This window comes from Mesorhizobium sp. M1396 (genome assembly GCF_040317725.1).
Classification (GTDB): domain Bacteria; phylum Pseudomonadota; class Alphaproteobacteria; order Rhizobiales; family Rhizobiaceae; genus Mesorhizobium.
The window spans coordinates 23880-40915 of the sequence record NZ_JAMYLA010000045.1; the positions used below are offsets into that span (position 1 = coordinate 23880).

At 64.7% G+C, this 17036-nt stretch carries 18 protein-coding genes; 8 read left to right on the forward strand and 10 right to left on the reverse strand.

Going from position 1 to position 17036, the window contains the following annotated elements:
* The first annotated feature begins 23 nt into the window (after positions 1–23).
* Positions 24–1034: a zinc-dependent alcohol dehydrogenase family protein gene (locus tag NKH02_RS25175; RefSeq protein WP_352872504.1), complete on the forward strand. Its 1011-nt coding sequence runs from the start codon at positions 24–26 to the stop codon at positions 1032–1034.
* Between the two features lie 173 nt (positions 1035–1207).
* On the opposite strand, the gene NKH02_RS25180 is transcribed toward NKH02_RS25175, so the two are convergent.
* Genes NKH02_RS25180 through NKH02_RS25190 form a run of 3 tightly spaced genes read right to left on the reverse strand, consistent with a single transcriptional unit; the run spans position 1208 to position 4961 of the window.
* Positions 1208–3505 (reverse strand): xanthine dehydrogenase family protein molybdopterin-binding subunit, encoded by a 2298-nt coding sequence (locus NKH02_RS25180; protein ID WP_352882386.1) that lies wholly within the window; start codon positions 3503–3505, stop codon positions 1208–1210.
* Complete coding sequence (locus tag NKH02_RS25185) at positions 3502–4485, reverse strand: FAD binding domain-containing protein (protein ID WP_352882387.1); 984 nt, start codon at positions 4483–4485, stop codon at positions 3502–3504. The genes NKH02_RS25180 and NKH02_RS25185 overlap by 4 nt, the downstream gene beginning before the upstream one ends.
* Positions 4482–4961 carry a (2Fe-2S)-binding protein gene (locus NKH02_RS25190; protein ID WP_023760152.1) on the reverse strand — a complete coding sequence of 160 codons (480 nt, stop codon included), beginning with the start codon at positions 4959–4961 and terminating at the stop codon, positions 4482–4484. Before NKH02_RS25190 ends, NKH02_RS25185 begins: the two co-directional genes overlap by 4 nt.
* Before the next feature lie 382 nt (positions 4962–5343).
* Between NKH02_RS25190 and NKH02_RS25195 the strand changes: the two genes are divergently transcribed.
* Positions 5344–5964, forward strand: a complete 621-nt coding sequence (locus NKH02_RS25195) for a TetR/AcrR family transcriptional regulator (protein ID WP_352882389.1) — start codon at positions 5344–5346, stop codon at positions 5962–5964.
* A gap of 60 nt (positions 5965–6024) precedes the next feature.
* Complete coding sequence (locus NKH02_RS25200; RefSeq protein ID WP_352872496.1) at positions 6025–7023, forward strand: bestrophin family protein; 999 nt, start codon at positions 6025–6027, stop codon at positions 7021–7023.
* A 103-nt stretch (positions 7024–7126) separates the two neighbouring features.
* On the opposite strand, the gene NKH02_RS25205 is transcribed toward NKH02_RS25200, so the two are convergent.
* The 3 genes from NKH02_RS25205 to NKH02_RS25215 all read right to left on the reverse strand — a co-directional run bounded on the left by NKH02_RS25205 (position 7127) and on the right by NKH02_RS25215 (position 8874).
* Positions 7127–7399 (reverse strand): hypothetical protein, encoded by a 273-nt coding sequence (locus NKH02_RS25205; protein ID WP_352872494.1) that lies wholly within the window; start codon positions 7397–7399, stop codon positions 7127–7129.
* Between the two features lie 237 nt (positions 7400–7636).
* A complete protein-coding gene (locus tag NKH02_RS25210; protein ID WP_352882391.1) occupies positions 7637–7897 on the reverse strand; it encodes a hypothetical protein in 261 nt (86 codons plus the stop codon).
* A gap of 227 nt (positions 7898–8124) precedes the next feature.
* On the reverse strand, positions 8125–8874 hold the full coding sequence (locus NKH02_RS25215; protein ID WP_352872490.1) for a DUF899 domain-containing protein: 750 nt from the start codon (positions 8872–8874) through the stop codon (positions 8125–8127).
* A gap of 378 nt (positions 8875–9252) precedes the next feature.
* Here NKH02_RS25215 and NKH02_RS25220 point away from each other — a divergent pair, with 378 nt between their 5' ends.
* The 3 genes from NKH02_RS25220 (at position 9253) to NKH02_RS25230 (ending at position 12284) form a co-directional block, all read left to right on the forward strand.
* Positions 9253–10473 carry a helix-turn-helix domain-containing protein gene (locus tag NKH02_RS25220; RefSeq protein WP_352882392.1) on the forward strand — a complete coding sequence of 407 codons (1221 nt, stop codon included), beginning with the start codon at positions 9253–9255 and terminating at the stop codon, positions 10471–10473.
* A 185-nt stretch (positions 10474–10658) separates the two neighbouring features.
* Entirely contained in the window at positions 10659–11291 is a 633-nt protein-coding gene (locus NKH02_RS25225) for a Vgb family protein (protein WP_352872486.1), read from the forward strand.
* Positions 11292–11435: 144 nt separating this feature from the next.
* Positions 11436–12284: an aldo/keto reductase gene (locus NKH02_RS25230; RefSeq protein WP_352882393.1), complete on the forward strand. Its 849-nt coding sequence runs from the start codon at positions 11436–11438 to the stop codon at positions 12282–12284.
* A gap of 64 nt (positions 12285–12348) precedes the next feature.
* Here the strand turns inward: NKH02_RS25230 and NKH02_RS25235 are convergent, their stop codons facing one another.
* A complete protein-coding gene (locus tag NKH02_RS25235; protein WP_352882395.1) occupies positions 12349–12927 on the reverse strand; it encodes an autotransporter in 579 nt (192 codons plus the stop codon).
* A gap of 101 nt (positions 12928–13028) precedes the next feature.
* Between NKH02_RS25235 and NKH02_RS25240 the strand changes: the two genes are divergently transcribed.
* Positions 13029–13775 carry a GntR family transcriptional regulator gene (locus NKH02_RS25240; protein ID WP_352872481.1) on the forward strand — a complete coding sequence of 249 codons (747 nt, stop codon included), beginning with the start codon at positions 13029–13031 and terminating at the stop codon, positions 13773–13775.
* A 37-nt stretch (positions 13776–13812) separates the two neighbouring features.
* Here NKH02_RS25240 and NKH02_RS25245 read toward each other — a convergent pair whose 3' ends face one another.
* Positions 13813–14118 carry a hypothetical protein gene (locus NKH02_RS25245; RefSeq protein ID WP_023761099.1) on the reverse strand — a complete coding sequence of 102 codons (306 nt, stop codon included), beginning with the start codon at positions 14116–14118 and terminating at the stop codon, positions 13813–13815.
* A gap of 411 nt (positions 14119–14529) precedes the next feature.
* Here NKH02_RS25245 and NKH02_RS25250 point away from each other — a divergent pair, with 411 nt between their 5' ends.
* Complete coding sequence (locus NKH02_RS25250) at positions 14530–16035, forward strand: helicase HerA domain-containing protein (RefSeq protein WP_352882397.1); 1506 nt, start codon at positions 14530–14532, stop codon at positions 16033–16035.
* Positions 16036–16154: 119 nt separating this feature from the next.
* On the opposite strand, the gene NKH02_RS25255 is transcribed toward NKH02_RS25250, so the two are convergent.
* Entirely contained in the window at positions 16155–16589 is a 435-nt protein-coding gene (locus NKH02_RS25255; protein ID WP_352882399.1) for a hypothetical protein, read from the reverse strand.
* A 30-nt stretch (positions 16590–16619) separates the two neighbouring features.
* Positions 16620–17009, reverse strand: a complete 390-nt coding sequence (locus tag NKH02_RS25260; protein ID WP_352872476.1) for a hypothetical protein — start codon at positions 17007–17009, stop codon at positions 16620–16622.
* Positions 17010–17036 lie beyond the last annotated feature (27 nt).

Genomic DNA, 17036 nt, shown 5'->3' on the forward strand with positions numbered 1-17036 from the left:
AATCGTCCCACCGGAGTGAAACCATGAAAGCCATCGAACTGAGCCAACCCAGGCTGGACGCCTTCCGCGCCGCCACCATTGCCACCCCCGAACCGCAGCGCGGCGAGGTGCTGATCCGCCAGCGTGCGGCGAGCCTCAATTTCGTCGATGTCGCGGTGGCGAGCGGCAATTATCCTGGACCGAGCTTTCCGCTCATCCCTGTCGCCGACGGCGCCGGCGAGATCGTCGCGCTGGGCGAGGGGGTTACGGGATTCGCCGTCGGCGATCGCGTCGTCGCCCATGCCAAGCCGCGCTGGATCGGTGGCCGGCCGCGGCCTTACGAGATGACGCAGATGCGCGGCATCTCGCTGCCGGGGTCGTTGGCCGAATATGTCGCGCTGCCGGCCAATTCGGTCGTGCCGGTGCCGGCGCATCTCTCCTTCGAGGCGGCGTCGACGCTGCCGATCGCCGGCACCACCGCCTGGAACGCCATCCGTGCCGCCGATGTCGGGCCGGGCTCGGTCGTCGTGCTGCTCGGCACCGGCGGTGTCTCGATCTTCACCCTGCAGCTTGCGAAAGCCGCCGGCGCCACCGTCATCATCACCTCGTCGTCGGACGAGAAACTGGAGCGGGCGAAGGCACTGGGCGCCGATCATCTCATCAACTACCGCGCGACGCCCGACTGGGACGGAAAGGTGCTGGAGCTGACGGGCGGCCTCGGCGCCGACCTCGTCGTCGAGACCGGCGGCACCGCCACCTTTGCCCGCGCCATCAACGCCACCGCGCCCGGCGGCACGCTGTTCACCATCGGTTTCGTTACCGGCGCCGAGGCCACGATCAACCTGCTGCCGATCATCATCAAGGCTCTGAAGGTGTTCGGCAACAACACCGGATCGGTGTCCGACCTTCGCGACGCCGCCCGCGCCATCGGCGCGGCCAGGATCGAGCCGGTCGTCGACAAGGTGTTTTCGCAGAACGAAGCGGTCGAAGCCTACACACACATGGCCGCCGGCGGCTTGCACTTCGGCAAGCTGGTGTTCGGGTTGGAGTGGTGAGGAAGCGGATAATCTCCCCCCTCGAGGGGGAGATGTCGCCGAAGGCGACAGAGGGGGTCGTCTCGCGTGAAGCGCCAACCTGATCTGCTGCATTGGGCCGAGCCCAGTCGAACCGACCCTCTCTGGCCTGCCGGCCATCTCCCCCCTCAAGGGGGGAGATCACGCTCTCATCCTCAGATCAGCTTCTCCAGCGTGATCGGCAAATCCCGAACCCGCTTGCCCGTCGCATGAAACACCGCGTTGGCGATCGCGGGGGCAACGCCGACGATGGCCAGTTCGCCGACGCCCTTGCCGCCGAGCACCGAGGAATGCAGGTCGGGGATGCCGACCGAGATCACCTCGATATCCGGGATGTCGGCATTGGTCGGCACCAGATAATCGGCGAGGTTGTTGTTGACGATGCGGCCATGGCGGCGGTCGACGATGCCTTCTTCGAGCAGCGCCTGGCCGATGCCCATGATGATGCCGCCCTTCCACTGACTTTCGGCGAGCTTCGGGTTGTAGAGCCGGCCGGAATCCAGCGCCGACACCACGCGCGATACCCGCACCGTGCCGAAATCCTCATCGACGCGCACCTCGATGAAATGCGCGCACCAGGAGTGGCGGGAATAGTCGCCCTCGGTGTGCGGCAGCGCCATGGCGATGGTGGTGTAGTTTTTGTAGCGATCCTCTGGCGTCGAATTGGCCGGCATGGTGTCGCCGGTGGCCTCGATGTGGTCGCGGCCGACGCTTTTGAGCAACTCGGAGATCGAGACATCAGGGCCGTCGCCGCGTGGCGATGAAATACGGCCATTGGCGACAACCAAAGTGTTGGCCTGCAGGGCGTGGAAGGGTGAGCGTGGATCGCTGATCGCCAGCCCGATCAGCTGATCGAGCGCCGAGGTCGCCGCCTTGTAGACAGCACCGGTCATCACGCCGGCCAGCCGCGAGCCGCCGGCGACGCCGGCGCGGGGGAAGCGCGAGTCGCCGAGCTTCACCACGACATTGTCGGCCGGCACGCCGACCGTCTCGGCTGCGGTCTGCACCAGGATGGTGTAGGTGCCCTGGCCCATGTCGATCGAGGAGCTTTCGACCTCGACCGAGCCGTCGGCCAGGATGCGCACGATCGCCTCGCCATAGGCGCGCCGCACGGGATAGGTGCCCGCCGCTACTCCCCAGCCGATCAGCTGATTGCCGTCGCGCATGGAGCGCGGTTCGGGCGTACGCCTGGACCAGCCGAAGCGTTCCGCGCCGGTGGCAAAAGCCTCGCGCAACTGCCTGGTCGACCAGGCTTTTTTCGCTTCCGGATCCTGCTCGGCATAGTTCCTGAGCCGGATCTCCAGCGGATCGATGCCGACTTCGTAAGCAAGCTCGTCGATGGCGCTTTCGATGCCGAAGGCAGAGGGGTTTTCGCCCGGCGCGCGCATGGCGCCAGGCACCACCGAATTCACCCGCACGACATTCTGCCTGGACGAGAAATTCGGCGTCGCGTACATGATCGAAGTGACCGATCCGAGCGGCTCGACCCACATGCCGTCGACGGATGTTTCATTGACGCCGCGATGTACGATCGACTGGATCTTTCCTTGCCGGTCGGCACCGATCGTCACCGTCTGTCGCGTCGCGGCGCGGCCGCCATAGCCGGTGAAGGTCTGCGGCCGCGTCATCACCAGCCGCACCGGCCGGCCGAGCATTTTGGCGGCAGACGCCGCCACCGCGCCATGGCTAAGCGCCAGCGCCTTGGAGCCGAAGCCGCCGCCAATATAGGGCGAGACCAGGCGCACATTTTCGAACGGCACGCCGAACCATTCGGCATAGGTGCGAGCCATGCCGTCCAGCCACTGGCTCGGCTCCCATACGGTGAGGTGATCGCCCTCCCAGCGGGCGATCAAGCCATGCGGCTCCATCGGCGCCTGGTATTCGCGCGGCGTGTTGTAGGCGGCGCAGATGCGCACCGGGGCCGAGGCGAAAGCGGCCTGCGCGTCGCCCCATTCCTTGGTCATGGCGTCGATCGGGATGCCGTCGCCGGCCTTGGCGTCGCTGAGGTCGACGATGGCGGGCGTCTCGTCATAGCTGACCTTGAGGAGGGCTGCCGCGGCGACCGCCTGCTCGAAGGTTTCGGCGACGACAGCGGCGACATGCTGGCCGGAGAAGGTGATGTCGCGCACCAGCGGGCAGTAGGGCTTGTCGGGCGGCGGTGTGCCGAACCAGTCCGATGCGGGTTTCAGGCTGATGATGGTGTCCGGCGTCAGCACTTGCAGCACGCCGGGTGCTGCTTGCGCCTCCTCGGTGTCGATCGCGCGCACCTTGCCCGACGCAATCGTGCTTTCGACCAGCACGGCGTAGGCGAGGCCTTCGAGCTGCTGCTCGACGGCGTATTTGGCTGCGCCGGTGATCTTAGCCGGACCATCGACGCGCGACAGCCGGCCGCCGACGACTTCCGCCAGCGCGCCGTCGGATGCATCACCATGTCTGATGTTGCGAACGGTCATGCCGTCTCTCCCATTTTGAGGATGGCGCGCGCGACAACGCGCGGCGCCAGTTCAATCTTGTAGTGGTTGGCACCATGGTCGACGGCGCCTTCGATCGCGAGCAGGCTGGCGGCGCGGACAGCATCTGGTTCCAGCACCTTGCCCTTCAGCGCGTCCTCCACGGCTCGCGCCCGCCACGGTTTGGTCGCGACGCCGCCAAGCGCCACGCGCAGGTCACGGATCGTGCGCCCATCGGCCTCGAACTCGATGCCGACGGCAGCACTGGCCGCGGCGAATTCATAGGATTGCCGATCGCGGATCTTGAGATAGGTCGAACGCCGGGCAGCGGCCGAGCCGGGGATTTCGATGGCGGTGATCATCTCGCCCGGTTCGATCGCGTGTTCCCTGTCCGGCGTGGTGCCGGGCAGCAGGAAAAAGTCGTCCACCGAAACCTGGCGATCGCCTAGATGCACGATCGCGTCGAAGGCGACCAGCGCCACTGCGAGGTCACCCGGATACATGGCGATGCAGGCTCCGCTGGTGCCGAGCACGGCGTGGCCTCGGGTGACGCCGCCGACGGCCGAACAGCCACTGCCGGGTTCCCGCTTGTTGCAGGCGGGGAAATTCGCCGGATCGCGGAAGTAAGGACAGCGCGTGCGCTGCATCAGATTGCCACCGATGGTCGCCATGTTGCGGATCTGCGCCGAGGCTGCCTGCCACAGCGCTTCCGAGACGGCGGGGAAGCGGCTCTTGATGCCCGCATGGTCGGCGACGTGGCTCGTCTTGGCAAGCGCGCCGATGGTGGCGCCACGCTCGTTCAGTTCAATGCCGTTCAGCCCCTCGAGATGGGTGATGTCGACCAGCGTCTCGGGCTCGGCGACGCCGCATTTGGCGAGGTCGATGAGCGTGGTGCCGCCGGCGAACAGCATGGCGCCGGGCAGGGCGGCTGCCTGTCTTGCCGCATCGACCGAGCCGGCGCGCAGATAGGAAAAATCCCTCATGATGCGACCTCCAACGCAGCCTGGCGAACGGCGGCGACGATGTGCGGATAAGCGCCGCAGCGGCAGAGATTGCCGGCCATGTATTCGCGGATCTCGTCATCCGAGCCGGCATGGCCCTCGCGGATGCAGGCCACCGCCGACATGATCTGGCCCGGCGTGCAATAGCCGCACTGGAAGGCGTCCTGTTCGAGGAAGGCAGCCTGCACGGGATGCGGTTCGCCCTCGCGTGCAAGCCCCTCTATGGTGGTGACGGTGCGGCCTTCGACTTGCGCGGCCAGCGTCAGGCAGGCAAGCACGCGCTCGCCGTCGACATGCACGGTGCAGGCGCCGCACTGGCCGTGGTCGCAGCCCTTCTTGGTGCCGGTCAGGCCGAGCCGGTCGCGCAAGGCATCGAGCAGCGTGACGCGCGGCTCGAGTTGCAACTCGTGATGATGGCCATTGATATCGAGGTGGACGGGAATTGTTGTCTTGGTCATGGGCGTCTGGCTCCAGTTGCTTGACGCGGATGGGAAGGAATGGGCAGGCGATGGCTAATCTCCCCCCTTGAGGGGGAGATGCCCGGCAGGGCAGCGGGGGTCGGTTTGACCGGGTGCAACCTCCTGCGGCGAATGAAGGTTAGCGCTCTATGTGAGGCGACCCCCTCTGTCGCCTTCGGCGTTATCTCCCCCTCGAGGGGGGAGATAACGCTCTTCGCGGCCTTCGCCAGTCTCCAGTGACCTTGCAGCTTCGAAAGACGTGACATATCCGTTCCCCTGACTATATGATAAAGGTACTCCACTAAATCGGAGGCGCCTCCGTTTATTACGTGGGGGTTGACCCGACCGGGTTCAAGGCCCCTGACATGCTGTGGAGAAAAAATTGGTCACCGAGCCGTCCGCCATCGCTGAACAGAAGGCCCAGGCCGCAGAGGCAAAGCCGCTGCGCGTCGATGCGCAGCGCAACCGCGACCGGCTGGTCGAGGTGGCGGCATCCGTCTTTGCGGAGCGCGGTATCGATGCCTCGCTGGAAGAGATCGCGCGCCAGGCCGGGGTCGGCATCGGCACGCTCTACCGGCATTTTCCGACACGCGAGCATCTGGTCGAAGTGGTTTACCGGCGCGAGGTGGAGGCGCTGTGCGCGGCCGCCGGCGAGCTCGCCGAAAAACACCCGTCCGATGTCGCGCTGGAACAGTGGATGCAGCGCTTCGTCGATTACATCGCCACCAAGCGCGGCCTGGCGACCAGCCTTCGCATCCTGCTCAACACCAATTCGACGCTGTTCTCCGACACGTCCGGCCGGGTGTCGCAGGCCCTGCGGCAGCTGGTCGAAGCCGCGGTGGCCGACGGAACCATCCGCGGCGACGTCGACGCGTCCGATGTGCTGCACGCACTATCGGGGATCTACTCGGCGCCGGACACACCGGAATGGCGCGACCGTTCGCGCCGGCTGGTCAAGCTCTTGATGGACGGGTTGCGGTTCGGGGCTGTAAAGGCACGGTGAGGGCGACCGGATTCCGGCCGCCCGACAACCAGACCTGTCCATGATTTGAGGGGGCATCCGATGTATGTAGGCCGTTCCTACAAGGTGATCGATTTCGCGCTCTGGTCGCGGCGCAGCGTCATCTACATGGCGGTGGTGAGCGGGCTGGCTGTTGCTGCTTACCGTCTACCGGGGATGGCCGGCTTCTCGGTGCCATGGTCGGTGGTGCTCGTGCTCGGCACCACCGTGTCGCTCGTTGCCGGGTTCAAGAATTCACAAGTGTTCACCCGCAGCAGTGACGCGCTGCAGGCCTTTACGCAAATCACGGCGAGCAGCCGGTTGTGGTCCAATTTCTGCAGGGACTTCATCGATGCGCCGACGGCAAGGCAACTCATCTACCGCCATATCGCCTGGATGACGGCATTGAGGTTCGCCCTGCGGCGGCCGATGCCGTGGGAATCCATGGCGCGGGCCGCCAATGTCGAATACCGGCGGCGCTATCGCATCCATGAGGATGCGAGTTCGGTCGCCGAGGAACTGCGTCCGCTGCTGGCCGAACAGGCCGAGGACGTGCTCAAGTCGCCTCAGCCGGCGATAGCCCTGCTCGAAATGCAGTCGGTCCAGGTCAATGCGTTGTTCAAGGACGCAAAAATCCCTCCGCAGGTCTATGTCGAGCTTATCAAGCTGATCCGCGATTTCCATGATCAGCAGGCGCGCTGCGATCGTATCAAGAACAATCCCTATCCAAGGCAATACGCCATCGTCAGCTCCATGTTCGTCATGATCTTTTGCACCCTGTTGCCGTTCGGGGTGGTTCCGGTCTTTGCCGACATGGGCAAACTGGGAGGCATGCTCGGCCCGATCGCGATCTGGCTGACGATCCCGTTCAGCACGCTCCTGGGCTGGGCCTATATGTCGCTCGACCAGGTCGGCGAAAGCAGCGCCAATCCCTTCGAGGGCAATGCCAACGACGTTCCGATCTCGCAGATATGCCGCGACATCGAGATCGAACTGCGCAGCGGGCTTGGGGAGGCCGACCTTCCCAAGCCCTTGCTGCCGGTCAATGACATCGCGACCTGAAGCGCTTCGTTGCGGCAATCTATGTGATGCGCAACCCCGACAAGCTCAGGCACCTGCATTGAAACCCGGCGCCCAAAAAGCGCGTCGGTTTTGGAACGACTAGCTAGCCCTTCGCTTCGACCAGGATCACCAGCGACTCCGGTACCACGCCATCATGGGCCATCGCGTCGGCCGCCGCCTTGCTCTGCATCAAAGCGGCCATCTTATCCAGGTCCGGAACGTCCATCATCACGGCCACTTGTTTCGGGTTCTGCGGATCGACGAACGTGCGGATATTGGTGATCCCAAGCGAGCCGAAAAGCTCCTTACGCTTGGGTGAACTGAGCCAGTGCTTGCTGTCTTTCGTGATGTTGTGATGGCCGATAACGGTTGGCATGGCGTCCTCCCTGGTTTTACGCAATTCCCACAGGAAAGCGCTATGCGCTTGTCCGAGAAATCCGCTTCGCGCTTTCCCGGGAATTGCTTCAGATGACGCCGGCGGTCGATATCGCCCGCCTGATGCCGCGATCCACCTGTGCCAGCCAGTGAGCGCCGTTTCCCTTGGACTGTCAATTAGCTTCTGCTGATAGATAGTGGTTGTCTTGTCGTCCCGTCGTCGGGCGGCGCGCTGGGCCTATCGGACCTGCCGGCCGGAAATCACCCGCAACCAGGGCGCCAGATGGAAGGCGCTCATCAGGAGATACATCGCGGCCATTCCAGTGAGCGGCGAGGCGCTCGTGCCCATGCACAGCATGGCCGCGTCGGCACCCTGAAGACAGGAGAGCAGCGCCATCAGCGCGAAGGTGGGTGCCGCGGCGAGGCACAGCCAGTCGGCGATGCTGTGCATGGTGCCTTCAGGGATCGTGCTCCTGGCACCTGTGTGAATATCACTCATGGTCCGTTTTCCTTAATTATCATGCCAGCGCCGGGGCGCCGCATGTGGCGGGGGCGCGCGACCTTCCAGGACTTGGGGTTCCTCGCCCTCCCGCCAAGGCGGGGGAGAGGTGGCCGCGAAGCGGACGGAGAGGGGGCTTTCGTAGGGCGCAGTCCCCTCTCCGTCTCCGGCTTCGCCGAGCCAACTCTCCCCACTTCGTGGGGCGAGGAACCCAAGCTGGATAGGCCTTACTGGTCCTTGTCGCGGAACGCCGCTTCGCCGGCCGCCGACACTTCTTCCCATGTCTTGTCTGGCCCGGCATCGTAGTTGTCGTGCCAGTTCCACCATGAGTAGAGCGGGGTCTGCGGATAGCCTTCGGGCGAATCCTCCCAGATCTCCTGGCGGCCAAGCGGCGTCGCGTCGAGATAGCTCCATACCGTGCCCATCGCCTCGTCACCGCGGCTGTTGATGAAGTAGGTGCGGAAGATGCGGTCGCCATCGCGGATGAAGACGTTGTGGCCGTGCCATTCGTCGACACCGAAGTCTTTGTCGAAGCTATCCGTAATGGTATACCAGGGCATCTCCCAGCCCATCCGCTGCTTCAGCCGCGCAATGTCGGCCTGCGGGGCGCGCGAAGCGTAGGCAAGCGTGGTGTTGCGGGCATTGAGATGGGCGAGGTGGCCGACCTGGTCGGCGCCGAGCGAACAACCGCGGCAAGCATGTTCGGGCCAGCCGAACACGCCGGGCTCGAAGAAGGCGCGGTAGACGATCAACTGCCGGCGGCCTTCGAACAGATCGAGCAGGCTGGCCTTGCCATTCGGCCCCTCGAACACATAGGCCTTGTCGACTTCCATCCAGGGCATCCGCCGGCGCTCGGCGGCCAAAGCATCCTTGGCGCGCAGCGTGGCCTTCTCCTTCACCAGCATCTGTTCGCGGGCGGCTTCCCAGTCCTGTCTTGAAACGATCGGCGGGGTCTTCATAGCGGTGTGCGTGGTCATTGGTCGTCTCCTTTGCCAGTCTGTTGTCGCGCCGTTGCGACGTGTGATTGTTTGCTGTGAGCGAGAATAGGGCGGTCAAGCGCGGGGGTGGGAGTTACAAGTGTGACGGGATTTGAAAGGGCCGGCCCGCCGCAGCAGGGGTGGCGCATCCGCTCGGTGCGCCCGGCCGTGTCATTCGTCGCGTGGTGGTCGGAGTCAGGCATGTCAATTATCCCTTATGAGATGCTTAATATTGATACCTGAGATGCTCAGGCTAGCGAATGCGGATATTGGCGTCAACGGCGGCCACGGCGCCGATACGGCTTGCTGGTTGGCGGCCATGACTTAAGTTAGGGCGCTGAGCGCTGGGGTGGGAGTTACAAATGTGACGGGATTTGAATGGACTCGCTGATCACCGCGGCGGCACTGGCACTGGCCGGGGGCGATCCGCTCGGCGCGCTGGATCGTGTCGCCTTGCGCGAAGATCCGCCGGCGCTGGCGCTGCGTGGCATCGCGATGGCGCAACTCGGCGATCTCGGTCGCGCCAAGGCGCTGCTGCGTCGGGCCGCGCGCGGCTTTGGCCCGAAAGAGGCGGTGGCGCGCGCCAGATGCGTCGTCGCCGAGGCCGAGATCGCGCTGGTCTCGCGTGACCTCGGCTGGCCCGCCAAGGCCTTGGATGCGGCGCGGGCGACGCTGGAAAAGCATGGCGACCGGCTGAACGCCGCGCATGCCGGCCACCTCAAGGTGCGGCGTCTGCTTTTGATCGGCCGTCTCGACGAGGCCGAAGACGTGCTGGCCGGGCTCGATCCGATGCCGCTTCCGCCGGCCTCGAGGGCCGCGCACGAGCTCGCCGTCGCCGGCATCGCGATGCGGCGCCTCAAGACGAAGCCGGCGCGCAGGGCGTTGGAGTGGGCACGCCATGCCGCCCGCCGGGCCGGCATTCCAGGCCTGATCGCGGAGGTCGAAAACGCATTCCTGGCACTGGACACGCCGGCGGCGCGGCTGATCGCGGGTGGTGAGCAGCGCCCCTTGCTGCTCGAGGACGTCGAGGAGTTGCAGGCGTCGCCGGCACTGGTGATCGATAGCTTCCGCTATGTCGTGCGCCAGCAGGAAGCAACCGTCTCGCTGGCAACGCGCCCGGTGCTGTTTGCGCTGGCACGCACGCTCGCCGAAGCGTGGCCTGGTGATGTATCGAGAGCGCGGCTGATCGCGGAAGCTTTCGGCGGCAGGCACGCCGATGAATCGCATCGGGCGCGGCTGCGGGTCGAGATTGGCCGGCTGCGCACCGAGTTGCGGGGGCTGGCGGACATAGGCGCGACCAGTCAAGGCTTCGCGCTGGCGCCGAGCAAGGCGCGCGAGGTGGTGGTGCTGGCGCGGCCGATCGAGGAGCGGCACGCGGCGGTGCTGGCCTTCCTCGCCGATGGTGAATCCTGGGCGAGCTCGGCGCTGGCGCTGGCGCTTGGCACCGGCCAGCGCAGCGTGCAGCGGGCGCTGGAGCAGCTTGGCGAGGCCGGCAAAGTGCAGTTTTTCGGGCACGGCCGGGCGCGCCGCTGGATGACGCCGCCGGTGGCAGGATTCACGACGACCTTGTTACTCCCGTCCCCGCTGCCGAACGGCTAAGGTGTGTCGATATTCAGGTGAGGCGGCCTGCAAACGGCGGCTCCCCGCGCTTCCGGTGCTCTCGTACGAAAAGTACGCTCCGCTCCGGTTCTCGGAAGCCACCATTTTCGGCGCGGCCTGACCTGAATCTCGACACACCTTGGAACATGATCGGCGGAATGACCACCAACATCGAGGATCAAGACATGAGACATTCAGCGGCCGAAGTCCTGCGCGAGTACGGACCCTTTCCGGGGGTGGAGAGGGTGCATGGAGTGAGCTTTGACGGCAACAACGTCTGGTTTGCCTCGGGCGAGAAGCTGAACGCCTTCGATCCGGAGAGCGGGCGGGCACTGCGCTCGATCGATGTCGCCGCGCATGCCGGCACCGCCTATGACGGCCAGCATTTCTTCCAGCTTGCCAACGACCTGATACAGAAGATCGACCCGGATACCGGGGAGGTGCTGGCCACCATTCCGGCACCCGGCGGCGGCGGCGACTCCGGGCTGACCTGGGCCGAAGGGACGCTTTGGGTGGGGCAATACCGCGAGCGCAAGATCCACCAGATCGACCCCGAGACCGGAGCAATCTTGCGCACCATCGAATCCAACCGCTTCGTCACCGGGGTGACATGGGTCGACGGCGAGCTGTGGCACGCCACCTGGGAAGCCGACCAGAGCGATTTGCGCCGCGTCGACCCGCAGTCAGGCAAGGTTCTGGAAAAGCTCGACATGCCGGCCGGCATAGGGGTATCGGGGCTTGAATCCGATGGCGGCGACCGCCTCTTCTGCGGCAGCACCTCCGCCGGCGTGGTGCGGGCGGTGCGCCGGCCGCGGTGAGGCCGAATCTTCCGACCAAGGATCAGGACGGCGGATCGCTCGCGGCAAATTTATCTGCGGCCGTCTGGCCGTCGCCCCCTGTCGAACCTAGATAGGCGTGCACCGGGCGAACCGCCTGGACCATCCTTGCAAGGAATCCCCACCATGTCTGAACAGCCCACCATGCCTGAGAAGATTGCGTTGAACGACGGCTCCGCCATTCCCCAACTCGGCCTTGGCGTGTGGCAGGTCGATCAGGACATCACGGCGCAAGTGGTGGGTTGGGGGATCGAGGCCGGCTATCGTCTGATCGACACCGCCGAAGGCTACCGGAACGAGGAGGGGGTCGGAGAGGCGATCCGCGACGCCGACGTGCCGCGCGGCGAGCTGTTCATCACGTCCAAGCTGCGCAACGGCGCGCACCAGCGCGATGCGGCGCTGCGCGCCTTTGACGAGACGATGGGCAAGCTCGGCATCGAGCAGATAGACTTGTTCCTGATCCACTGGCCGGTGCCCAGCCAGGACAAGTATGTCGAGGCCTGGAAGACGCTGGTGGAGCTCAGGCAGGCCGGCCGCATCAAGTCGATCGGCGTTTCGAATTTCAACCAGGACCATCTGGAGCGGATCATCGGCGAAACCGGCGTGACGCCTGTCGTCAACCAGATCGAGCTGCATCCCCAGTTCCAGCAGCGCGGCCTCAGGGATTTTCATGCCGCCCATGACATCCGCATCGAAAGCTGGAGCCCGCTGGGCAGCGGCCGGCTGCTCGGCGATCCGACCCTCGCAGGCATCGCCAAGAAGCATGGCAAGTCGGTGGCCCAGACGATCATCCGCTGGCATCTCACGGAGGGGCTGATCGTCATTCCAAAATCGATCCGCCAGGATCGCATCGCCGCCAATTTCGATGTCTTCGATTTCAAGCTGGATGCGCAGGATCTGCAGACGATCCGGGGCATGGATTCAACCACCGGCCGCACCGGGCCGAACCCTGCCACGGCTGCGTTTCTGTTCTGAGGGTCGAGCTAGAGACGCTGACCGTGGAGCTGCCAATCTCCCCCGCAAAGGAGGAGATCAGACTTCATCCCGGCTTTCGCCAATCGCCAGCCGGCACTCCATCCCGCTCGATGGGCTGGGCGCCGGCCAGATAGCGATCGTTGTCGAAGGGTTCGGCTTGATTGCTTTGCAAGTCCCAGAGCTGTCGATGGGTCGCCGGCAGATCGCCCAGATAGACATGCAGCGCGCCCGACCGTACGCTGCCCGTGTTGGCGACCGAATGCACGGTATTTGGGGGCAAGTGCACGACGGTGGGCGCGGTGGAATCCTGCCTTTGCGGCGCATCGAGCTTGCTGGTCGCATCGGGATAGATGAAGTTGGTTTCGCCACCTTTGTAGATGCCGATCAACGCATCCATCAGGTGGTTGTGCGGCGGGTACCGCAGGCCGGGCGACAGGGTGATGTGATAGATCGTCAAATTCGGGCTTGCATGGAGCAGCACCTCGTCGTCCTCTTCTTCATGGACGAGCACCCCCAAGGCGTGAAGGCGGTTCGTATGGTCGCCCAACGCCGCCCTTATTCGTGCGAGGGGGTCGGGACTTCCGGCGGCGTTGACGATATCATCGACAACCGCGTAGAGAGGCGAGTCTACGGGAATAGCCATTGCCAGTTATCCCTTTTGAGATGATCAAGTGATCGATCTGAGATGCTCAGGCTAATCAATGTCGATGGCGTCGTCAACCGAATCGCCAGAACGGAACAAGCATGACGCCTCGCGATTTCACAGCCGCATCGCCGAGACCGGCCCTGTCCGCGGGCGCGGCGCCGTCGACCGCAGACCTGCTGCGTAGCGAGCAGGCCTACGAGCAGGTGAAGAGCGACATCGTCGCCTGCGTGCTGCGCCCCGGTGAAACGCTGACGGAAAAGCAGATTGGCGATCGGTACCAGATCCGGAAGGCGACGATCCGCGCGGCTCTGACCCGGTTGATGCAGGAAGGGCTGGTCAGGAGCGAGCCGCGCCGTGGCTATGTCATCACGCCGCTGACGCTGCGCGATGTCGCCGAGATCTTCGATGTCCGCAGTCTGATCGAGCCGGAGGTGTTCAGAGTGGCCGCGTCGGGCCTCACCGAGCGGGGGCTCGAGGATGTCAGGCAGGCTGCCAGGAAAGTGCTGAAACCGGAGACGCTGCGCAGCCATGTTGCATTCCTGGCGGCGGATCGGGCCTTTCGCCTGGCCTTGGCGGAGCTGTCGGGAAATTCACGCCTGGCGCAGCTGCTGGGTCAGATACTCGACCAGTCGGAGAGGGTTCTCCACCTCGGCTTCAGGTCGCGCGACCTCACGCAGCTGATTATCGGCCAGCAAAAGGACCTGGTTCATGCCTGCGAGGCGCGCGAGGTTACCGGCATCGTCAAACTTGCCCGCTCGCAGTGCCTCACGCTCAAGAAGCAGGTGCTCGAAGCACTGCTCGCGGGAGCCAAGCTTCAGGAGACCAATTTGCAGGACTTCGCTTGAAGAGAGACGACCGCAAAGCTGCCGATCTCCTGCGCCCTCAAATCCCCGAGCCGTCGAGCTGCTGGGCGTCTTCGCCTTCCCAGGGCGCCGGCATGGATGCGCGGCTGAGATTGGCGGTCGGCAGCGGCATCCAGCATTTCAGTTCCGGTTCGGCGTATTCGATGACGCGCCCGGGCGAGGAGTCCGACGCGCGCCAGCCTTCCGAGGCGAACTGGTCGGCGCGCGACCAATAGGCGAGATCGACTTCGGCCGGCCCCTGTTCGGATGGGCGCACGGTGACCAGGATCCGGCTGCCATCCCTCGGCGCAGTCGACATGTGGCGCCACCGTTCGGGCTCGTCCATCGCAATTCCTCCTCGCACCTGTAGCGTTGGGTGGAGTGTCGCCTCGCGGTCCGAAGGGGTCAACCCAAAGTTTGCGCCATGGAGCGGGTCCGTACGATGTCAGAACAGGATGGGACCAGGCAAAATTGGCGACCGACATATACCGCGAAAGAAAATTTGAAAACGTCGGTCGCCACGTTGGGGTCGGGACGCACCACGTTGGGCACGCGATGCAAGGTCAGGCTAAGCGGATGCGGGGCGTCCGCAATCGAAACGCCGGCCCATGGTGAACGACTGGTTACTATCCACAGGGGCTAACCCGACAAACCGAGTCAGGACAGCTGTGCGCAACGCGGAACTGCCGGCCTTGCGTGCTCGACGGGCTGTGACCCAGTTGATAAGCCCGTCTGCGAAAGGAGCGCCTGAGTCGAAATGACCGTTGCGATCGAGATGGGACACACGACCGCGGGCGCCCCGGCGACCCTGGATCTCGAGGAACTGCTGGCCACCCGGCTTTTGGTGCAGGGCAATTCCGGCTCCGGCAAATCGCATCTTTTGCGCCGGCTCCTGGAGCAGAGCGCGCCCTGGGTGCAGCAGACCATCATCGACCCCGAAGGCGACTTCGTCTCGCTGGGCGACCGTTACGACCATCTGGTGATCGATGCCGAGCAGCATACCGAACGCGGCCTGCAGGCGGCCGGCGAGCGGGCGCGCATCCATCGCGTTTCCACCGTGCTCAATCTCGAAGGGCTCGATGCCGAGAACCAGATGCGGCGCGCCGCCGCCTTCCTCGGCGGGCTGTTCGAGGTCGCCCGTGACCACTGGTACCCGATGCTGGTGGTGGTGGACGAGGCGCAGCTGTTCGCACCGGCGGTGGCCGGCGAGGTGTCGGACGAAACGCGCAAACTCTCGCTCGGCGCCATGACGAATTTGATGTGCCGTGGCCGCAAGCGCGGTCTTGCCGGCATCATCGCCACCCAGCGGCTCGCCAAGCTCGCCAAGAATGTCGCCGCCGAGGCGTCCAATTTCCTTATGGGCCGCACCTTCCTCGATATCGACATGGCCCGCGCCGCCGATCTCCTGGGCATGGAACGGCGCCAGGCGGAGGCTTTTCGCGATCTGGAGCGCGGGCAGTTCATGGCGCTCGGCCCGGCGCTGTCGCGCCGTCCGCTGGGGCTTCGCATCGGCCCGACCGACACCAGCCCGCGCAACGGCACGCCGCGGCTGATGGCGATGCCGGAAGCGGCGCTCGAGGATGCACGCGCCATCATCCTGGCCGCTCCGCCGCCGGAGACGGCGCGCGCACCGCGCCGCACAGCGTCGCCGGACCTGCTCGACCAGCTGATGGCGGCGAAGTCGGCTGCGCTGGAAATCCGCCCCGAGCCTGTGGAGCCGCAAGTCAGCGCCGAGGATCTGGCGGAGCGCCGTGAGCGCGTGGACCGTGTGTTGCGCGCCATCCTGGCGCAACCCGATGCGGGTTTTCGCGTGATCGGGGTGCTCTATCAGGAGTTCGTGGTCCGCTGCCGCATAGAAGGCCTCGCCTCGGTCGTGCCCGACCTGCCGGAGTTCCGCCGCATGCTGACGCGTGCCCGCGCCGGTCTCGGCTCCGACATGGCGGCAGGCGATGAGGCCTGGCAGGACGTCTCGGTGCGCGCCTCGCTGCTGCCCGACGACATGCAGGGCGTGTTCATGATGATCGCGCGGGCGGCAAAGGAGGGCTGGCCGTGCCCGAGCGACGCCGCGATCGCCCGCGCCTACGGCTCCCACTCGCTGCGCCGCGCCCGGCGCCTGTTGACCTATATCGAGGAACAGGGCCTCATCGTCTGCCAGCTCGACGGCACCGGAAAGCGCATCGTGACGCTGGTCGAACTCGCCTGGGCAACCGCGCCGGGCGACCCGAATGCCGAGGAGGTGGAGCAGGGGAGCCTGGCGCTGTGAGGGGACGGCCCATTAAAACAAGAAGATGGAGTTGCGTTCGATGCACCGCTCCAGGCAGCTGACACGGTATCCGTTCGACGAACGTGCTGAAAATCATTCGCGGCAATACCCGGCGACCATCACCTTCGTTCCGTAACTGTCTCGGCAAAACACTTTGCCAGATCTTGCGGCACTCCGAGCTTCTTTGCCCAGGATACCAATTCAGGTTTTTCCGATGGAGCCGCATATCCGCCCCATACTTCACGAAACTGCCCTTTTCCATTGACTGTCTGGAAGAACATCATGCCGTCATCGGCCACGGGCGTAGAAATATAAACGGCGCTCCATTTCCCGCTTTCCAGAATCGTTTGGAATTTCACCTGGGCTGGCTTGACCTTGTTGGTCATCGCCGATGCAACGAGAGGGCCAAACTCTTGTTCGCGCGCCTTCGTCACATCGACCTTTACGCCGTGGCAGTCGCTATTCGCTGCGAAAGCGGACGTCAGCGTCATTCCGAGCCCCGCGAGGCCGATCACAACGATCTTGGCACGTCGATGGCTGTCGAATTCAGACATAATCGGCCTCCTTGTTAGGTGCGTGGCCTATCAATTGGAATCGTCATCGTCCGATGAGCTGTCATCGGCCGGCGTATCGACCTCGCAGCCGATGCCGTGACATCCTTGGTAATTGCCCTGCGTATCGAAATTCGGATTGCCTTGCTTATCGTACTGCGGCCTGTCGTCGATGCTTTGATCGCCATCATCAGGATCGTCGACCTCGCATCCCAGCCCATGGCAGCCGATGTAGCGGCCACGCGTATCGAAGTTCGGATTGCCGTTCCTGTCGTATTGCGGCCGGTCATCGATCTCCCGATTTTTTTGCTGAGGCCGATCGACCAGGCAGCCGTTTCCGCGACAACCATCGTAGTCGTCGGTGGTGCATCCGGCGACCGCCACCAAGGCAGTGGCGATGATCGCGTAGACTGTGAATTTCATGGTTCATTCCTCGACTGGCTGGCCGCT